Genomic DNA, 19,330 nt, shown 5'->3' with positions numbered 1-19,330 from the left:
GCTAGAAACCCCGGCCATGAAGATCGTGATAGGCTTTCTGCGCACCGTGCTGCGGCAGAGCCGTCGCCTCGTAAACACCGCGCGCCACTGCGCGCGCCATAACGATGGTAGCGAGATGGCAGAGTTCCGCGAAATGAGCGCCGCCCTCAAGCGGCTTCTCACCAGTCGCAGCCGAAAACATGGTGTCGCCGTCGCTCGGCAGATGGGCGGGCAGCACGGCGCGCGCCAGCCCGTCATGCGCCATGATGGAAAGGCGGTGCGCCTGCGCTTTGGTAAGGACGGCATCGGTGACCACGGCGCCGATGGTCGTCGCGGTGAGGTTGACGCCCTTGAGACGAAGCGCGGTATGATCCGGTTCGAAACGATCAGGAAAACCGCAGTCGCCGAACTCGCCCTGCTCTTCAAAAGGCGCAGACCAGAAATGGCGGCTGGTGCCAACGGTTGCCGAGCCAAGCGCATTGACGGCGACGATGGCCGCCACCTTGTAACCGCCGGAACTGATAGCGCTTGCCGAACCAAGACCGCCCTTGAAGGTGGCGGTGGTCGCCCCCGTTCCCGCGCCGACTGTTCCAAGCCCGAAGGGCTCCGCACGCGCCGCCCTGAAAGCCGCATAGCCCATCTCGCGATAGGGCGAATGCAGCCCCCACTCCTTGTTGCCACCATTCAGCAGATCCATGAGGATCGCCTGCGGCACAATGGGAACACGGGTGGAACCGACTTGCAGGCCACGCCCGATCTCGCGCAGACCGGCCTGAACACCACCCGCCGCATCCAGCCCGAAGGCCGAACCGCCTGAAAGTACGAAGGCATCCACGGTTTCCACCGTCATCGCCGGGTCGAGCAGGCCGGTATCACGACCACCGGGCGCCCCGCCAAGAACCGAACCGGAGGCGATTACGGGTTTTTCGAAAACGATTGCGGTGACGCCGGAGCCGAGTGCAAGATCGGTGACATTGCCGACCAAAATCCCATTGATATCCGTCAGAAGATTATTGCGTGCCGCCATGCCGTTCCCCTTTTCTCCCGGTATCCCGCCGCCACGGGGCACTGTCAACGCAAAAGGTGAATCAGGAAAATACCGCCGTGCCAATCACCGGTGTCGAGGGAATGGCCATATCTCTTGGCTCCAGCGGSCCCGCCACAAAAGCCTGATGCCCGGCCTCAATGGCGCGGGCGAAAGCTTCCGCCATTGAGGCCGGGTCACCCGCCCCCGCGACCGCCGTGTTGAGCAGAACGGCATCGTAACCAAGCTCCATCACCGTCACCGCATGTGACGGCCGGCCGATACCGGCATCGACGATCAGTGGCACATCCGGAAAACGCGCCCGCATGGATTTCAGCGCCATCAGATTAAGCGGCCCCATGGCGCTGCCGATCGGCGCGCACCAGGGCATCAGCACCTTGCAACCCGCATCCAGGAGCTTTTCCGCCACGACAAGATCATCAGTCGTATACGGAAAGACTTCGAAACCATCGTCGCAGAGAATTTTCGCCGCTTCGACGAGCGCAAAGACATCGGGCTGCAAGGTGTCGTGATGGCCGATGACCTCAAGCTTGATCCAGTTGGTGTGAAAAACCTCACGCGCCATCTTCGCCGTTAGCACCGCTTCCTTCACGGTATGGCAGCCAGCCGTATTGGGCAGAATGTAACGATCCAGCTCGCGGATCAGCTCGAAAAACTGGCCACCCTTCTTGCCGCCTGCCGTTTCCCGACGCAGCGAAATCGTCAGAATATCCGTGTTGCTGGCCCGCACTGCATCGGCAAGCACGGCGGGAGACGGATAACGCGCCGTGCCGAGCAGGAGGCGCGACGAGACCTCACGGCCATAAAGCGTCAGCATGGCCTCAACCTCCCTGCATCGGCGAGAGGATTTCGACACGGTCGAACGCCTTCARTYGATAATCGGCGCGCTCATCCGAATGCACCAGATCGCCATTGACCGCCGTCGCCAGCCACTCGCCTTCATAGTCGAGGCTGGTGAGTAACCCAGCCAGCGTCTCGGTGGCGAGATCAAGCTCGTCGCCATTCACCAGAAGTTTCATGATCCTGTTCCTTTCCAGAGATATTTTGGCAGACGATTTCAGCCGCCTGCCGCGCCATCGCCAGCGACAGCAGGAAGCCATGCCGGTGGGCGCCGTTGATGAAGACGGTCCGGCCGTCCTGCGTAACTTTCGGCAGATTGTTGGGATAGGCGGGGCGCACGCCCGTTCCGGTCTCGATGATTTCCGCTTCGCCGAAGGCCGGATGTACGGCATAGGCGGCGTTCAGAAACTCCATCATCGAGCGCGCTGAAATGGCTCCGGCATCCTCTGTCTCGATCATCGTCGCCCCCACCATGAAGCGACCCGGCTCACGCGGCACAATATAAAGCGGAATGCGCGGATGTAAGAGCCGGACGGCGCGCGACAGGGAAACCTCTGACGTGGCTAGATAGAGCATTTCTCCCCGCACGCCGCGAAGATTGGCAATCTCGCCCACCGCCGCAGCGCCGGTGCAATCCACCACCCGATCGAACGGCTGCTCATCCACCGGAATACCCATATGAAACCGCACGCCCAAGCTGCAAAGCCGCGTATGCAGCGATTTGAGCGCAAGGCGCGGATCGAGATGCCCCTCGCCCGCGAAATAAAGCCCGGAGCGGAACCGCCCGGCAAGGTCAGGCTCCAGAGCGGCGATKTCACCCTCATCCACCCACTGGTATCCAGTTGTTCTGGATGCGAAACGCGAAAGCTCGGCTTTGTCGCGGGCGGGCGCGACCACCAGCGTGCCGTGTCTGATGACAAGGCCGGGGGTTGCCTCATCCCACCAGTCGAGAGCCGCCTGGCCGAGTGTCAGTACCGCCTCGTCCGCACTTTCACGCTCGCACCAGGGCGCCAGCATTCCGCCCGCATAAAAGGATGCGCCGCGCGAGGCTTCAGCATTGCGCTCCGAAACCTCCACGGTTGCGCCGCGCCGCGCCAGTTCGAAGGCCGCCGTCAGACCGGCGACCCCCGTTCCCTTAACAAGRACACGCATGCTACTGGCCGTCTGCCGGGGTCGCGAGCGGCATGTAAAGCTCGCCACCTTCCTTGAAGCGCGCGGCCATGGCCTCCAGCCCTTCCTTCTGCGCCTCGGCGCGGATGTCGTGGGAAATCCGCATCGAGCAGAATTTCGGTCCGCACATGGAGCAAAAATGTGCGACCTTGTGCGCCTCCTTCGGCAGGGTCTCGTCATGGAACGAGCGCGCCGTGTCCGGATCCAGCGACAGGTTGAACTGGTCTTCCCAACGGAACTCGAACCTTGCACGCGACAGCGCATCGTCCCGCACCTGTGCCGCCGGATGGCCCTTGGCGAGATCGGCCGCGTGAGCCGCGATCTTGTAGGTGATGACACCGACCTTCACGTCGTTACGATCAGGCAGACCSAGATGTTCCTTCGGCGTGACATAGCAGAGCATCGCCGTGCCAAACCAGCCGATCATCGCTGCCCCGATGCCGGAAGTGATGTGGTCGTAACCGGGGGCGATATCGGTCGTTAGCGGCCCAAGCGTATAAAAGGGCGCCTCACCGCAGGTCTTCAACTGCTTGTCCATGTTCTCCTTGATCTTGTGCATCGGCACATGGCCGGGGCCCTCGATCATGACCTGGCAATCCTTCGCCCATGCGATCTGTGTCAGCTCACCGAGCGTCTCCAGCTCGGCAAATTGCGCGGCGTCGTTGGCGTCGGCAATCGAACCGGGCCGCAACCCGTCACCCAGCGAGAAGGAAACGTCATAGGCACGGCAGATGTCGCAGATCTCGTCGAAATGCTCGTAGAGGAAGCTTTCCTTGTGATGATGCAGACACCACTTGGCCATAATCGACCCGCCGCGTGAGACGATACCGGTGACACGGTTGACGGTAAGCGGAATGTAATGCAGCCGAACACCGGCATGGATGGTGAAATAATCCACGCCTTGCTCCGCCTGTTCGATCAACGTGTCGCGGAACACTTCCCAGTTCAGGTCCTCGGCAATGCCGTTGACCTTCTCCAGCGCCTGATAAAGCGGCACCGTGCCGATCGGCACCGGCGAATTGCGGATGATCCATTCGCGGATATTGTGGATGTTGCGCCCGGTCGAAAGGTCCATGACGGTATCGGCACCCCAGCGGATCGCCCAGACCATCTTCTCCACCTCTTCGGCCATGGAGGAGGTGACGGCGGAATTGCCGATATTGGCGTTGATCTTGACCAGAAAATTACGGCCGATGATCATCGGCTCAAGCTCGAGGTGATTGATGTTGGCCGGGATGATGGCGCGRCCCGATGCGACTTCCTGACGGACGAACTCYGGCGTCACATAATCGGGTATCTGCGCGCCAAAACTCTCSCCATCACGAGCCAGMTTCTCCTTCGCCGCTTCGCGCCCCAGATTTTCGCGGATGGCGATGAACTCCATTTCCGGCGTGATGATGCCTGCCCGTGCATAGGCAAGCTGCGTTACGGCTTTTCCTTCCGTGGCCCTCAGCGGCTGGTGGCGCACGGCAAATTCAGGCGTCAGCCGCTCGCCGGTGGCAAAGCCGTTATCCTCCGGTTTGACGTGCCGACCGTCGTAAGCCGCGACATCGCCGCGCGCTACAACCCAGTCGTGACGCAGGCGCGGCAGACCCTTTTCTATCAGAACGTTATGCAATGGATCGGTATAGGGGCCTGAGGAATCATAGACCGTGACCGGCGGTTCTCCCGCCGTCGGGTGGACGGYGATTTCGCGCATCGGCACGCGAATATGCGGATRMAAAATTCCGGTTTTGTGGATTTTCGTGGAGGCGGGATGCGGCCCGGTTGTGACGACAAGCGGGATATTCTTGGCAACGATATTCATCATGAGGCTCCAAAGTTTGACAGTGGAGACCCAGTTCGAGCCGGAATGATGGAAAATACCGACGCRTCGGCAGCGCAAGTTACACGCAWTCCGACCTTCGGTCTTTGCACCGTCCCTACGCCAGTATGAACTGGATCAGGTTCAACGGGTCACTGCGCATAAAAGCAGAATCTCAGCCCCTTGACGGGACACCCCTGGTGAATGGACACAAGAGAAAACACCGCCCGACATTTGTCAAGGGTGCTGCTGATGGCTGGCAAAGGTGGACGAACAACAAAAGCGCCGTTAGTGGTAATTAACCTAACGGTTTAGGCGAATATTATCGTTTTCAAATTAACGATAAGCACAAACCATCCTGATGTTAAATTCATGGGAGATAAGTCGGAATGAATGCGACTATTCGTGAAATACTGGCAAAATTCGGCCAGCTTCCTACCCCCGTCGATACGATTGAAAACGAAGCAGATCTTTATGCAGCAGGTCTTTCTTCCTTTGCCTCGGTGCAATTGATGCTGGGTATCGAGGAAGCTTTCGATATCGAATTCCCCGACAACCTCTTGAACCGCAAGTCCTTTGCCAGCATCAAGGCCATTGAAGACACCGTTAAGCTCATTCTGGATGGTAAAGAGGCAGCCTGATGAATGTGACCGTTGCGCCGCAGGATGAAACGCTGTCCGCGCGCGCAAGCCGCGTCGCAGCAATTGCCGCCAAACACGCGGACGAGGTGGACGTCACCGGTCGCTTCCCGGAGGAAGCCGTCAACGCGCTGAGACAAGAGCGCCTTCTCGGCATTCAGGTCCCGTCCTCTCTTGGTGGCGAAGGCGCATCCATACAGCAAATCGCCGATATCTGCGCCCGGCTTGGCCAGGCCTGTTCGGCAACCGCGATGATTTTCGCCATGCACCACATCAAGGCATCGAGCCTTGTGGAACACGGCGAGACAAGCCCATGGCATGCGGGCTTCATGAGCCGCATYGCAAGCGAACAGCTTCTGCTCGCCTCGGCCACGACCGAAGGCGGAATCGGCGGCAATCTGCGCAATTCCATCTGCGCTATCGAGGTCGAAGGAGACATTTGCCGGCTGGAGAAGGACGCCACCGTCATTTCCTACGGCAGCAATGCGGATGCCATCCTCATCACCTCGCGCGCCCACAAGGATGCCGCCCCGGCCGATCAGGTGATGACCGTCTTCCTGAAAGATCAGTACAAGCTCGAGAAGACCCATGTCTGGGACACACTCGGCATGCGTGGCACCTGTTCGGACGGTTTCCTGTTCCGCGGCGAGGCACCGGCGGTGCAGATATTCCCAAAACCCTTTGCGGAAATCGCCGCGCAATCCATGCTTGCAAGCTCGCATCTTCTGTGGAGCGCCGTTTGGTATGGCATCGCGTCGGATGCGGTGCTGCGCGCGCAATCCTTCGTCAGGACGGCTGCACGCAAGTCGCCCGGTGTCACACCGCCAGGCGCTATCCACATTGCCGAAATTTCCACGAAATTGCAGGTGGTCAAATCCAACGTCATTGCGGGCGTAAAGGCTTACGAAGACACCAAGAGCGACCCGGACAAGCTGATGTCCATGGCGTTCGCGGTTGCCATGAACAATGTGAAGATCTGTTCTTCGGAAACCATTCTRGAGATCATCGACCAAGCGATGCTGGTCTGCGGCATCATGGGTTACAAGAACGGTACGCCCTACAGCCTTGGCCGACACCTTCGCGACGCGCATTCCGCGCGCCTGATGATTTCCAACGACCGTATTCTCGGCAATTCCGCCAATCTCCTGCTGGTTCACAAGCAGGACACCAGCCTCTTGGGATAAGACCATGGATATGCAAACATCGTTTCTCGATCGACTGTTCGAAGAAGGCCTGCTGATTGAAACGGGTGTCGATGGTCTTTACGGACGCAGCGGCCAGTTCGAGGACGTCATTGCCGCATTCGAACGCCTGATCGACCGCACCGGCGGCCCGGACAGTGCAGAGGCGATCCGCTTCCCGCCCGGCATCAACCGCGCCTATTTCGAAAAGAGCGGTTACATGAAAAGCTTCCCGCAGCTTGCGGGCACGGTGCATTCCTTCTGCGGTTGCGAACTTGACCATGTCAGCCTTCTCAAATCCATGGATGAGGGCGGYGACTGGACAAAGGACCAGAAAGCAACCGATATCGTGCTGACGCCGGCCGCTTGCTACCCTCTTTATCCGACCATCGCCAAGCGCGGCGCATTGCCTTCCGGCGGCGGTCTCTACGACATCCAGTCCTATTGTTTCCGCCATGAACCCTCSAAGGACCCGGCACGTCAGCAGCTYTTCCGCATGCGGGAATATGTKCGCATGGGCACGGAGAGYGATGTGACCGAATTCCGCCAGACATGGATGGATCGCGGCGTGGCGATGATGGAAGCCGTGGGCCTTGATGTGACCATCGACGTGGCCAACGATCCCTTCTTCGGCCGCGCGGGCAAAATGCTCGCCAACAACCAGCGCGACCAGAACCTGAAATTCGAACTGTTGATCCCCGTCACATCCGCCACCAACCCGACGGCCTGCATGAGCTTCAATTACCATCAGGACGCCTTTGGCCAGAAATGGGGATTGAACCTCGACAACGGTGATGTGGCTCACACCGCCTGCGTCGGTTTCGGCCTTGAGCGCATTGCGCTGGCACTTTTTGCGCATCACGGACTGGATGTAAAAACATGGCCCGAAAAGGCCTTGAAAACACTCTGGGGCTAACCATTCATGCGGCAGATTTTCCCCGGTCTCGATCCCAAAAATTATGTGCAGCACCCGCTTCATTCTTCGGAAAGAATGTGGCCGGAGACCAATTGCTACATCGATTTGTGGATCGAGGTGCTGGCCTCGAAAGGGTTGCCACCTGAGGCCATGTTCGGCTTCACACTGACGCAGGATTTCGAAGGCGACCAGTTCACCTTCTTCAAGGTGCCGCTGGAAGATCTGGAAGCACTTTATGGCGTTCGCGCCACCGAACTTGCGATCTTCGACCGGGTTGAAAACCATATCGAAGCGCAGCTGGAGCGCGGCCGCATCTGCCTGATCGAGATGGACAGCTTCTATATGCCCGATACCCACGGGGTGGGCTACCGGAAGGAACATGGCAAGACCACCATCGCCATCAACCGGCTGGACCTTGCAAACCGGGAACTCGATTATTTTCATAATGCAGGCTTTTTCCACCTGTCGGGCGAAGATTTCGACGGCCTGTTCCAGCATCTCCTGTCAGAGAGCGAGCCGCCCTTCCTGCCCTACACGGAATTTGCGAAATTCGCAGACAGCAACCCTTCGCCGGCACATATCCGCAAAACGGCCGAACGGCTGCTGAAGTTTCATTTTTCACGGCGACCATCCGACAATCCGGTCAGGGCTTTTGCAGCCGTGTTTCCGGCTCAGGTCGAGAAGGTGGCAGACCGTCCGTTTGGCTTTTTCCACAAATATGCCTTCAATACGCTGCGCCAGCTCGGCGCCAATTTCGAACTGGCGGCGAGCCACCTCGAATGGCTGGACAAGAGCGAATTTGCTGAAGCGCGAGACCACGCGCTGCGCATATCCGAGGTCGCCAAGACCGTGCAGTTCCAACTCGCTCGCGCCGTCACACGCCGTAAATTCGACGCGCTCGCCTCGGTGCTCGATCCGGCTGCGGAAGCATGGGATGGTGTGATGGAAGCCCTTGCGGCGAAATTGTCGAACACCAGCGAGGCCGCGTGAGGACTTATCTTCCGCGCGAAAGCGAAAAATTGCTGAGTGAAGGCTGGACGCTGACAMTGACGTCCGCCAAYGCCTGCGAAACGCCCTCGGAAATTCCCGCAACYCTTGAAAGCYTYCACGTATCCGTTCCCGGAACAGTGGCGCAAGCTCTGGAACTGGCCGGRAAATTYGACCGTTTCAATCCGACACCATTGAACGACAGGGATGCCTGGTACCGTCTGACGATGATTTCCGATGTGCGGGAGCGGGCGATCCTTCGCTTCGATGGCCTGTCGACGATTGCAGAAATCTTCCTCAACGGCGAACTGATCGCCGCCAGTCAGAGCATGTTCGAAAGGCTGGARGTGCCGGTTGAACTGACAGGCGCAGAYGAACTATCGATCTGCTTCCGGGCACTTTCGCCAAGGCTCGAAAAAACCGGTCCMCGCGCCCGCTGGCGGCCGCAGATGATGAACACCCAAGGTCTGCGGCTTATCCGCACCACGGCGCTCGGATATATGCCGGGCTGGTGCCCGGAAATCCATGCCGCCGGCCCATGGCGACCGATCAGCCTTATAAGACAGKCAGGCGTGCKTTGCWCASTCCGGTCCTCGCTCGACGAAACCGGGACGGGAACGGTCAACATCGCCCTGGAGGCGAACCACGACATTCCATCCGCACGGCTGACCTGCGCGGGCTACAGCGTCGATCTTTCCAGAGGTGAAAACGGCGACTTCTTGGGCGAACTTCGGATACCCGATGTCGAGACTTGGTGGCCGCATACCCACGGCAGACCGGCGCTCCATGAAGTCGTTCTGGAACTGGATGGTAAGCAACACAGGCTCGGGCGCACGGGCTTCAGGCGCGTGGAGGTGGATTACGGCGAAGACGGCAACGGTTTCGGCATCCGGATAAACGGGTACCCCGTTTTCTGCCGGGGCGCAGTCTGGACGACCGCCGACATCGTGCGGCTGCCGGGAACAAGACCGGACTATGAGCCTTGGCTTCGAAAAGCTGCCGAAGCCGGTATGAACATGATCCGCATCGGCGGCACGATGGCCTATGAAACGCCGGAGTTCTTCACGCTGTGCGATGAACTCGGCATCATGGTTTGGCAGGACGCCATGCTTGCCAATTTTGATTATCCAGCGAAAGATGAGGCGCTCAGCCAGCACATCGTTACGGAAGTCTCGCAGTTCCTCGAGGCGACCGCCCTTTCCCCTTCGCTGATCGTTTTTTGCGGCGGTAGCGAAATGTACCAGCAGGGCGCGATGCTCGGTCTGCCGGAACAGATATGGAAGGGAACGCTCACCGAGACAATTTTGCCCGAAGTCCTGACCGAAAAACGGCCGGACGCGGCCTATGTGGCGAATTCCCCTTCAGGCGGCGCCTTGCCCTTCTTTCCCAATGCCGGAGTTGGTCATTATTACGGTGTGGGCGCCTATTGCCGTCCGCTGGAAGATGCCCGCCGGGCCGATCTCCGCTTTGCCGCAGAGTGCCTGGCCTTCGCCAATATTCCCGAACAGGAAACGCTGGACAGACATCTTCCCGCTCTGGCGGTGCATGATCCGCGCTGGAAGGCGCGCACGCCACGCGATCGCGGCGCTTCCTGGGATTTCGAGGATATTCGCGACCATTATCTGAAACTGCTTTACGACGTTGAGCCGGACGTGCTGCGTCGGGAGGATGGCGGCCTCTATCTCGACATGTCTCGTGCCGTCACTRCCGAGGTCATGGAAGCAACCTTCGCCGAATGGCGTCGCGACRCGTCCTCTTGCCGGGGCGCCCTGGTCTGGACCTTGCAGGATCTCGTTCCCGGCGCTGGCTGGGGTATCATCGATGCCACCGGCAGACCCAAATCCGTCTGGCATGCGCTGAAAAGAGCGTTTCGTCCCATCCAGGTCAGCCTTTCCGATGAAGGCACCAACGGGCTGGACATTCATGTCATCAACGAAACCGGCGACAACCTTGACGCCATGCTGGAACTGACCTGCCTGCGCGATGGCACGCAACCCGTCGTCCATGCCAAACGGCCGCTGACGCTCTCGCCGCGACAGAGCCAGACCATCGCCGCAACCGATTTGTTCGGCGCCTTTTTCGATACGACCTATGCCTATCGTTTCGGCCCGCCCTCCCATGATGTGACGGTAGCCCGGCTCCGCGATGTCGCGACCGGATCTGTCATCGCCGACGCATTCCATTTTCCTCTCGGTCGGAAAAAAGCACTGCACGCCGCCAGTCTTCAGGTGGGGGTGAGCGAGGCGAACGGCATCTGGTCGCTCGAGATCGGCACGGACCGGTTGGCGCAATCCGTCCATATYACGGCGCAAGATTACCGCGCCTCGGAAAGCTGGTTCCATCTCGCACCCGGTGAAAYCAGAAAAATCGACCTTMTGCCGGAGACAGCAACATCCGAAACRCCCCCTTCCGGCGATGTCGTCTCGCTAGGCTCCAGCCGGCGATTTTCCTTTTAGAGCCATCAGCTTCACCGCATCGATGTAGGCTTTTCTGGCCTCAGGCGTTGAAAGATTATGGTCGGCGTCAGGAATAATCGTCAGCGACACATTCCGGTAGGCCGACAGGCCCCTGCCATCGGCGTTGAAATAATACCGGAAATGCTCAAGCCCGTCGTCATTGTCGCTGTAAAGCAGGCTGATGGACACATCCCTTGTCTTGAGCTTGTCGAAAGCACCGTAGACGGCACGCCCTTCCTCGCTCCCCCGGCGGGAAAGCCTTGCCGTTTTTATCGAAAGCTTCTTGAGCGTCGCCTTGGCGATATTGCGACCGGCGCTCACCACATCGACATCGCCGCTGACGAGACGCTTGAACGTRGCGCCCTGGCGAAAACGCTGRCTGTATTCCCCAAAGGAACGTGGCGGTTTGTGCAGCGCTTCATCGACCGAGCGGCCTTTCCGCCAGTGGAACACAACCGGATTAACCGCAACCACCCCGYTGATCCGGTCATCGGCAAGCGCGCCATTGAARGCGAGGTAGGCGCCACTGCAGCGCCCAGCAGCAACGACGGGTCCTTTGCCACGCCGACTGAGAAAATCGAGCGCTGCGGCCACGTCGTCATTCTGCGCCGCATCGTAAAGAACCTGATCGGGCGCGTTTTTGACCGGGGGGCTGTCGGCAATATTGGCCGCGTCGAACCGCAGCGAAGCGATACCCTCCCGTGCGAGCAAACGGGCCGTTTGCACGGAAAGCCTGCCCCAACCCGCATGCCGGTCGTAGGCCGCGCCCAGCAGAAGGACCGAGGATACCGCCGGCCGATCGTCAGGCTCGCAAAAAACACCGAAAAGCCGGCCGGCTTCGCCAAATTGCACCGGCTGTTCCAGAAAACCGCGACCGCGCTGCGGAGCGTTGACGATGATATCCTCCTGCGGACCCGCCGCATCCGCGGCATGAGTTTGGGACAGGACCCAATCCCGAAGCCGCTTCACCACATCGCCGGGTATTTTCGAGAGTGTGGGACTGGATACGAGATCGTCATATCCCTCAAATTCCGCCTCCCCCACCTCGGCACCAATCGCGGCGAGTTGTTTGGCAAAATCGCTGTCGCTCGCCCGGCCCGGTCTCGACAGCACCAGAATGCTCCGCGCAGGAGCGGTATTCAGCTTTGCAAGATTGACCTTCTTGACAGCATCAGCAACACCCACCGGCATGGCCATGCCTGCAATTGCCCCCGCCTCCGCCACGCGCTGCCCGGGACGAAGACCAAGGCCATCGTCAATCATGGACGACCACATCGCCAGTTCGCGAAGATAGCTCCGACCAGAGACGACGGGCGCCAGAAGCGCCATGGAACCGACGGCCGCCGCATCGGCGAGCGCCTGTATGGCGATCAGACAGCCGAGACCCTGAGCGATGACGACCACCCTGGAACAGCCGGAAAGACGTTTTAGATAATCGAGCGCCGCTCGCGTGTCCGAAAGCCAATCCGCCGCACGGCCGACATCCTCCGGATCGAGCGCATCCCCGGCGCCATGATAGTCGAACCGCAGGCTGGCGACGCCGGCCGCCGCCAGCCGTTCAGCCACAACCCGCTGAAACTTGCGAGTGCATAGTTCCTCCATGCCCCAGGGGCTGACGAAAAGAACCGCATGATCCTGTTTGACCTCTTTGCGCGCCGGGTGAAAAACACCCGTGCATCCTTGAAAAGAAACCGGATGTGCGATCGACCCATCGGATGCAATGCCCGAGAGCGACAACATGTCAGGGGACGGTTCACCGCTTGCACGCTCTGAAATATCTATCGCCATCGACCTTGCAATCACTACGCCTGTGTCGGCTCAACCATTTGCGGGATAACTATACCGGAGCGTCCTAACGTCCTGTTCTACAGTAAAACCAATAACATTAGGGAAGTCTAAAAATGTAGTCGTCTCAATATCGAATGTGGAATGCACGTTACAAAAACAAATATCGGGGATCGTGGGCCAGCCTCGGCACGGGCGCTATTTTGCTCGAAACCGCTTGAATATACTGATAAATAGCGAGTCACATACCTATTTGCAGGAGGGGATCCCGCCACCCGGCAGCCTGACCGTCTTGACACCGCGCAAACCAACACGCCGGGCCCTGCCCGACAGGTCATAGAAGTTTTATATGGAACAAAGCCTTACGCGTTATATCTGGTCGCATACGAAGCGGCAGCAGCTTTTCATTCTGCTGATCGTCGCCCTGTCCATGATCCCCTATTTCCTCGCCTTCGATCTGCCCAAACAGATCGTCAACGGGCCCATTCAGGGAGACGGCTTCGAAGGGGCAAACGCGACACAGCTTTTCATGCATCTCACGGTCGATATTCCCTATTGGGGCACCGTGACGCTCTTCCCCGGGCTCGAACTCAACCGCATGTCGATGCTGATGGCGCTCAGCCTCACCTTCCTTGCGCTTGTCGTCATCAACGGGCTTTTCAAATATTATATCAACACCTTCAAGGGCCGCCTCGGCGAGCGGCTTCTCAGGCGTATCCGTTTCGAACTTATCGATCGGATCCTGCGGTTCCCGCCCACGCATTTCAAGCGGGTCAAGGGTGCTGAAATCTCCAGCATGGTGAAGGACGAGGTCGAGCCGCTGGGCGGATTTACCGGCGACGCCTTTGTGCAGCCGGCGCTTCTCGGCGGTCAGGCGCTCTCGGCACTCTTCTTCATTCTCGTGCAGAATTTCTGGCTGGGTCTGATTGCGGCTTTCATGGCCGCCATCCAGGTCGGCATCATCCCCAAAATGCGCCGTCGCCTCATCGAACTCGGGCGCCAGCGGCAGCTRAGCGCACGCCAGCTTGCCGGGCGCATCGGCGAAATGGTCGACGGCATCGGCACCATCCACGCCTATGACACCTCCAATTTCGAGCGTGCCGATGCCTCGCACCGGCTCGGCGACATCTTCAGGATCCGCTACGATCTCTACCAGTGGAAGTTTCTGGTCAAATTCATCAATAACTTCCTCGCGCAGCTCACCCCTTTCTTCTTTTATGCACTGGGCGGTTATCTCACGCTCAAGGGCAGCCTCGATGTCGGGCAGCTGGTTGCCGTCATCAACGCTTATAAGGAACTGCCAGGACCGCTGAAGGAGCTGATCGATTGGGATCAGGCGCGTCAGGATGTCCAGGTAAAATACGAGCAGGTCTTCGAGCAGTTCGATGCGTCGAACATGATCGATGACAAGGTGCAAAAACTGTCACCGGGAGCAGTCGCGGCAATTGCCGCACCGATCGTCGTCAGCAATCTGACGCTGGAAGACGATAGCGGCAGCCGGCTTCTGGAACAGGCATCGTTGAAGATCGAGGCAGGCGAGGTGATCGCCATCGTCGGYGGATCGGGAGCAGAGGCGCTCGCGGATGCTATCGGCCGCACGCTCTGGCCGACCTCCGGCAAGGTGAGCATCAACGACGTCGACATATTGGAATTGCCTGAATCGCTGACGGGCCGTCGCATCTCCTATGTGTCCTCGGACAGCTATTTTTTCCACGCCAGCCTGAAGGACAATCTGCTTTACGGTCTCAAGCAYGCACCGCTTGTCGAAAAGCAATACGAAGGTGCAGCGCTGGAACACCGCAAATGGGAGATCCGCGAAGCCAAGCTTGCGGGCAATCCGACGATCGACATCAACAGCGAATGGATCGACTACGCTTCAAGCCCGGCCGGTGACGGCAAGCCGGAAAACCTCATCCARGCCGTTCTGGCTGTGCTCGACAGCGTGGAACTTTCACAGGATATTCTGGAATTCGCGTTGCGCTCGACGATCGACCCTTTGACCGACCTGCATCTTGCGGCCCGCATTGTGGAACTGCGACATGTCCTGCGCGCCGAACTGGAAAAGGAGAACCTGAGCGGCCTCATCGCTCCGTTTGAGCTGGAGAGCTACAACAGCGAGGCTACCGTGGGCGAGAACCTGTTGTTCGGTACCATGCGCGACTCATCACAGTCGATCAGGACCGTCATCGAAAGCGAATATTTCCGTTCGCTGATGCGCGAAACAGGCCTCGTCAAAACCCTGTTCGAAATGGGGTATACGATTGCCGAAAACATCGTGGAAATCTTCGCCGACCTGCCGGGTGACCACCCCTTCTTCCAGCAGCTGACATTCATGACGCCCGACGATGTTCCGGTCTATCAGCAAATGCTGCAGCGTCTTCAGAGCCGGAGTTTCGACGAGGCCAATGAAAGCGAAAGACGCGCGATGCTGCGGCTGAGCTTCTTCTACATTGAGCCCCGGCAGCGTTTCGGCCTTCTGTCACCGGAAATCATGAACCGGATCGTTGAAGTCCGGCACATGTTCCATGAAAACCTGCCGGACAGCCTGAAGAACGTGATCGAAATCTACGATCCGACGAAATACATGAGTGCCACCAGCCTTCTGGACAATATTCTCTTCGGCAAGGTCAGCCATCGTTATACCGACGCATCACGGCGCATCACCCACATCGTGGCCGAGGTCATGCGCAAGCAGGGCGTCTATGAGCGTGTGCTTGCGGTGGGTCTGGATTTCAACCTCGGCGCTGGCGGTAAGCGGCTCGGGCCACTCCAGCGGCAGAAGCTCAATCTYGCAAGGGCGCTGATCCGCAAGTCCGACTATTACGTCTTCAATCGCCCCCTTCCCGGCCTCGATCCGCGGCAACAGGAGGAAATTGTCGAACGGGTCATCACATTCCTGAAACAGAACAATAATAACCCGGCGATCGTGTGGGTTCTGTCGAATGCGACGCTCTCGCGCATGTTCGACCGGGTCATCGTCGTCCATCAGGGCCTTATCAGCGCTGATGGAAGTTACGAGACTCTTGCGCAGGAAAACGGTACATTCAAGGATATGGTCGCAACATAAATCCAAGAAAGTGACCGAGGTGGAACAAGAACAGGGTAAGGCAATGCTTTTCAAAGACGAAATTCAAATGCTGAAACGCGTCCCGTTTTTTTCGGAAATGGAACCGTCGAAGCTCAAACTTCTCGCATTCGCATCCGACCGCGTGTCCTATCACACCGGCGACATGCTGTTCCGGCAGGGAGATGTCGGCGATGCGGCCTACGTCCTTTTGACCGGCAAAGTGGATGTTCTGGTCGATTCTCCGTCGGGCACGTTAAAAGTGGCCGAAATGACCGGYAATGCGATCGTCGGTGAAATCGCCATTCTCTGCGACAGCGTCAGAACCGCAACCGTGCGCGCCTCCACCAACGTGGAAGCCCTGCGTATCGGCAAGGAACAGTTCTTCAAGCTCATGTCCGATTTCCCTGACATTACCATCAAGGTCATGCGCGTTCTTGCCGAACGTCTCACCCAGACGACGACGGAGCTTAGCAAAGCGCGTGCAAACGCGAGAACATGAGCCGCAATTTATTGCTACCGTGGATGGCGATGTTGGAAAAATAAATGTCGCACCATTGCAATATAAATGAAATGCTGACTGAATAAGGGTAAGGGCGTCCGCCAAAAAGAGAGCGGATATAATAATCTGTAGAGACAACGGGCTTCATGGGAGGAAGCGTGCAAGATTCCGTTGTAATCGGGGTGTGTCATGGCGTTCGATTCCGACATCGTAAGTCGGGAAGGTAATAAAGATTTTCGGGTAAAGATCTGGGGTGCGCGGGGAACGCTTCCTGTTTCAGGTGAAAACTTCCGAAAATATGGCGGGAATACCATCTGCATCGAGGTACGATGCGGAGATCATGTTCTTTTGTTCGACGCGGGTTCGGGGTTACACCCTGCTGGTCTGGCGTTGCGGGCGGAAGGTATTACCGACGTCAACCTGTTCTTCTCTCACTGCCATTACGACCACATCGTCGGCTTTCCCTATTTCAAGCCGTTCTACAATAGCTCCAACGATGTCGCCATCTGGTCGGGTCATCTTGCCGGCACCATGACAACGCGGGAAATGCTCAAGGACTTCATGAGCCCGCCATGGTTCCCCGTACCKCTGGAAGTCTGCTGCGCAAAAATGGCAACCCGTGACTTYATGCCGGGCGACGTCCTGGATGTTCATCCGGGCCTCTCGATYCGAACTGGAATGCTCAATCATCCGGGCAACGCCATCGGGTATCGCCTGGACTGGGCGGGAAAGTCATTCGCCATYATCACCGATACSGAACATGAACCGGGCAATATCGACAAGAACGTGCTTGATCTGATCAAGGACGTCGATCTCTTCCTCTACGACGCCATGTTTACCGATGAGGAGATGGCCCTTTATCGCGGTTATGGCCATTCGTCCTGGCAGGAGGCGATCCGCCTTGCCAAACTGGCAGGCGCAAAAAATGTCGGCTTCATCCACCACGCCCCAAGCCGCAGCGACGATGAGCTGGACGATATCGAAAAACAGGCAAAAGCCCAGTTCAGCGGTGCATTCGCGACAATGGACGGCCAGATCATCGACCTCTGATCGCGGTCACCAATCTCGTGTTGCTGGTGTGCGTTTGACGCTTTTTTGAAGCCTGATTTGTATCATGCGGCGAACAGACGTTCGAACACGCACAATTGACCATCGCCGGCCCATTGCTCCACGATATTGCCACGAGCTACCCTGCATTAAAGACACCAGAGCACACTTAATGATGATTCTGCGCCAAATGACCGCATGATGGGATTTGCATGATCCGTTTCTTTTCGGAGACCAATTTGAGACGCGCCCGGATCTTGTCCGGCCTCATCATTTTTGCCTTTGTATTTTCCCATCTTTTCAACCATTCGCTCGCTCTCATCTCCATCGATACCGCCGAGCGGGCGCGAAAATGGTTCAGCCTGATCTGGCTCAATCCCGTCAGCAGCCTGCTGTTTTATGGGTCGGTTGTGGTGCACGTCTGTCTTGTCCTGCGCTCGCTTTATCAGCGCCGGACATTGCGCATGCCGCTTCGCGAAGCGCTGCAAGCCATACTTGGCCTGTCGATCCCGTTTTTGATCATCAGCCACGCCGTCAATATTCGCGTGTCGCACATGATCTACAACATCGACGTGGGATATTACTCGGTCGTTCGCCGGCTCTGGATCAACAACCCCATGGCCGGCGCATGGCAAAGCCTCGCATTGATCGTGATCTGGACCCACGGGTGTATCGGCCTGTTTTTCTGGTTACGTTACCGGGACTGGTATCCCAAAATTGCCGGGATATTCATGACTGTGGCGGTGATGCTACCTTTGTTGGCGCTTCTGGGCTTCAGCGATGCCGGCCGCTGGCTGGAGGAGGTGGACAGAAAATACTCACTTCCTCCCGGGCTTGCAGATACCACCGTTCAAAGAGACGACATACCGTTACAACGGGAGATGGAGACGCGTATCCGTTTCGTTACCGACGCAACGGAAGCGATTTTTGTCGGCGCGGTCATGCTGGTGTTCGTCTTGCGCGGCGTGCGCAGCTGGCGRCAGAGATCGACGGCTATCGAAATCCGTTATGAGCATGGCGCGCAAGCGCGCGTCCCTGCCGGGCTCAGCATTCTGGAGGCSAGCAGACTCGCGGGCGTACCGCATTATTCCGTATGCGGCGGCAAAGGACGCTGTTCGACCTGCCGGGTCAGGATTGTCGAAAGCAAAGGCCCGCTTCCGCCTCCCGGAGATATCGARCARACCACTTTGAGGCGCATCCATGCCGATTCAGATGTGCGGCTCGGCTGCCAGTTGCGGCCCACTCAGGATATTGGAATAGCGCTTCTGGTATCGCCGCCCCAACAGAGCGACCTGCCAGCGGATGCGCAACCGGCACGGCCGGGCAAGGAAGAGGAGATCGCCATCCTCTTTTGTGATATCCGCAATTTCACCGCGCTTTCCGAGGCGAAACTGCCATATGACGTCGTGTTTCTTCTAAACCGCTACTTCACCATCGTCGGGCAGGCCGTAGAACAGGCCGGAGGACATCTCGACAAATTCATCGGTGATGGCGCCATGGCTCTTTTCGGACTTGGCGACGATGCAGAAAATGCCTGCCGCAACGCCATGAAGGCCGCSGCTATCATATTGCGGGAGCTTTCAATCCTGAATGAGGGACTGGAAAAACAATTTGCCGTCCGGCTGGAAGTGGTAGTAGGCATCCACGCCGGCCCGACGATCGTCGGCGTCATGGGCTATGGCGCAGCGAAAACCCTGACCGCCATCGGCGACACCGTGAATGTGGCGAGCAGGCTGGAATCCAAGGCCAAGGAATTCGGCGCCGCCATTGTTGTTTCCGAACCCGCCATCATTCAGGCGGGACAGGAGATTGCCGATCTGCGAAGCGAAAAAATCGCCATTCGCGGTAGAAACTCGCAAATGAAAGTTTTCCTGCTCTCGAAAGAAGAGAGCGAGCGCTACCTATAAGGCAACCCC

15 protein-coding genes and 1 riboswitch are annotated in these 19,330 nt (G+C 58.2%); of the genes, 9 read left to right on the top strand and 6 right to left on the bottom strand.

Annotation, left to right across the window (positions count from 1 at the left end):
• Position 1 precedes the first annotated feature (1 nt).
• From AB4Z23_RS24250 to thiC, 5 genes are all read right to left on the bottom strand, one after another.
• Positions 2 to 1,006: a P1 family peptidase gene (locus AB4Z23_RS24250; protein ID WP_112673204.1), complete on the bottom strand. Its 1,005-nt coding sequence runs from the start codon at positions 1,004 to 1,006 to the stop codon at positions 2 to 4.
• A 61-nt stretch (positions 1,007 to 1,067) separates the two neighbouring features.
• On the bottom strand, positions 1,068 to 1,841 hold the full coding sequence (locus AB4Z23_RS24245; RefSeq protein ID WP_111796517.1) for a thiazole synthase: 774 nt from the start codon (positions 1,839 to 1,841) through the stop codon (positions 1,068 to 1,070).
• Positions 1,842 to 1,845: 4 nt separating this feature from the next.
• Positions 1,846 to 2,043 (bottom strand): sulfur carrier protein ThiS, encoded by a 198-nt coding sequence (gene thiS / locus AB4Z23_RS24240; RefSeq protein ID WP_441360877.1) that lies wholly within the window; start codon positions 2,041 to 2,043, stop codon positions 1,846 to 1,848.
• Positions 2,012 to 3,016: a glycine oxidase ThiO gene (thiO, locus tag AB4Z23_RS24235; protein WP_441360876.1), complete on the bottom strand. Its 1,005-nt coding sequence runs from the start codon at positions 3,014 to 3,016 to the stop codon at positions 2,012 to 2,014. The genes thiS and thiO overlap by 32 nt, the downstream gene beginning before the upstream one ends.
• Position 3,017: 1 nt before the next feature.
• On the bottom strand, positions 3,018 to 4,841 hold the full coding sequence (gene thiC / locus AB4Z23_RS24230) for a phosphomethylpyrimidine synthase ThiC (protein WP_441360875.1): 1,824 nt from the start codon (positions 4,839 to 4,841) through the stop codon (positions 3,018 to 3,020).
• 94 nt (positions 4,842 to 4,935) lie between these two features.
• Positions 4,936 to 5,047: riboswitch (TPP riboswitch) on the bottom strand.
• Between the two features lie 180 nt (positions 5,048 to 5,227).
• Between thiC and AB4Z23_RS24225 the strand changes: the two genes are divergently transcribed.
• Genes AB4Z23_RS24225 through AB4Z23_RS24205 form a run of 5 tightly spaced genes read left to right on the top strand, consistent with a single transcriptional unit; the run spans position 5,228 to position 11,016 of the window.
• Complete coding sequence (locus tag AB4Z23_RS24225) at positions 5,228 to 5,479, top strand: acyl carrier protein (RefSeq protein ID WP_003492279.1); 252 nt, start codon at positions 5,228 to 5,230, stop codon at positions 5,477 to 5,479.
• Positions 5,479 to 6,660 (top strand): acyl-CoA dehydrogenase family protein, encoded by a 1,182-nt coding sequence (locus AB4Z23_RS24220; protein WP_112290047.1) that lies wholly within the window; start codon positions 5,479 to 5,481, stop codon positions 6,658 to 6,660. Before AB4Z23_RS24225 ends, AB4Z23_RS24220 begins: the two co-directional genes overlap by 1 nt.
• A 4-nt stretch (positions 6,661 to 6,664) precedes the next feature.
• Positions 6,665 to 7,573, top strand: coding sequence for an amino acid--[acyl-carrier-protein] ligase (locus AB4Z23_RS24215; RefSeq protein WP_003516814.1), 909 nt, complete (start codon positions 6,665 to 6,667; stop codon positions 7,571 to 7,573).
• A 6-nt stretch (positions 7,574 to 7,579) separates the two neighbouring features.
• Complete coding sequence (locus AB4Z23_RS24210) at positions 7,580 to 8,563, top strand: DUF1839 family protein (protein ID WP_441360874.1); 984 nt, start codon at positions 7,580 to 7,582, stop codon at positions 8,561 to 8,563.
• Complete coding sequence (locus AB4Z23_RS24205) at positions 8,560 to 11,016, top strand: glycoside hydrolase family 2 protein (RefSeq protein WP_441360873.1); 2,457 nt, start codon at positions 8,560 to 8,562, stop codon at positions 11,014 to 11,016. Before AB4Z23_RS24210 ends, AB4Z23_RS24205 begins: the two co-directional genes overlap by 4 nt.
• On the opposite strand, the gene AB4Z23_RS24200 is transcribed toward AB4Z23_RS24205, so the two are convergent.
• On the bottom strand, positions 10,987 to 12,804 hold the full coding sequence (locus tag AB4Z23_RS24200; RefSeq protein WP_441360872.1) for a serine aminopeptidase domain-containing protein: 1,818 nt from the start codon (positions 12,802 to 12,804) through the stop codon (positions 10,987 to 10,989). The genes AB4Z23_RS24205 and AB4Z23_RS24200 overlap by 30 nt on opposite strands.
• Positions 12,805 to 13,150: 346 nt before the next feature.
• Between AB4Z23_RS24200 and AB4Z23_RS24195 the strand changes: the two genes are divergently transcribed.
• The 4 genes from AB4Z23_RS24195 to AB4Z23_RS24180 all read left to right on the top strand — a co-directional run bounded on the left by AB4Z23_RS24195 (position 13,151) and on the right by AB4Z23_RS24180 (position 19,321).
• The gene (locus AB4Z23_RS24195; RefSeq protein WP_003516808.1) at positions 13,151 to 15,868 is read left to right on the top strand and encodes an ABC transporter ATP-binding protein; all 2,718 of its coding nucleotides are present in this window, start codon (positions 13,151 to 13,153) and stop codon (positions 15,866 to 15,868) included.
• A gap of 43 nt (positions 15,869 to 15,911) precedes the next feature.
• Positions 15,912 to 16,367, top strand: coding sequence for a cyclic nucleotide-binding domain-containing protein (locus AB4Z23_RS24190; RefSeq protein WP_003516807.1), 456 nt, complete (start codon positions 15,912 to 15,914; stop codon positions 16,365 to 16,367).
• Between the two features lie 189 nt (positions 16,368 to 16,556).
• Positions 16,557 to 17,417 carry an MBL fold metallo-hydrolase gene (locus AB4Z23_RS24185; RefSeq protein ID WP_013636849.1) on the top strand — a complete coding sequence of 287 codons (861 nt, stop codon included), beginning with the start codon at positions 16,557 to 16,559 and terminating at the stop codon, positions 17,415 to 17,417.
• A gap of 209 nt (positions 17,418 to 17,626) precedes the next feature.
• Positions 17,627 to 19,321, top strand: coding sequence for an adenylate/guanylate cyclase domain-containing protein (locus tag AB4Z23_RS24180; protein ID WP_003516805.1), 1,695 nt, complete (start codon positions 17,627 to 17,629; stop codon positions 19,319 to 19,321).
• Positions 19,322 to 19,330: the final 9 nt, after the last annotated feature.

Origin of the sequence: Agrobacterium sp. MCAB5, from assembly GCF_052114365.1 — a bacterium.
In the GTDB taxonomy this organism is placed as follows: Bacteria; Pseudomonadota; Alphaproteobacteria; order Rhizobiales; family Rhizobiaceae; genus Agrobacterium; species Agrobacterium tumefaciens.
Note: the sequence above shows the minus strand (reverse complement) of the source record. Positions and strands in the feature narration are given on the sequence as shown.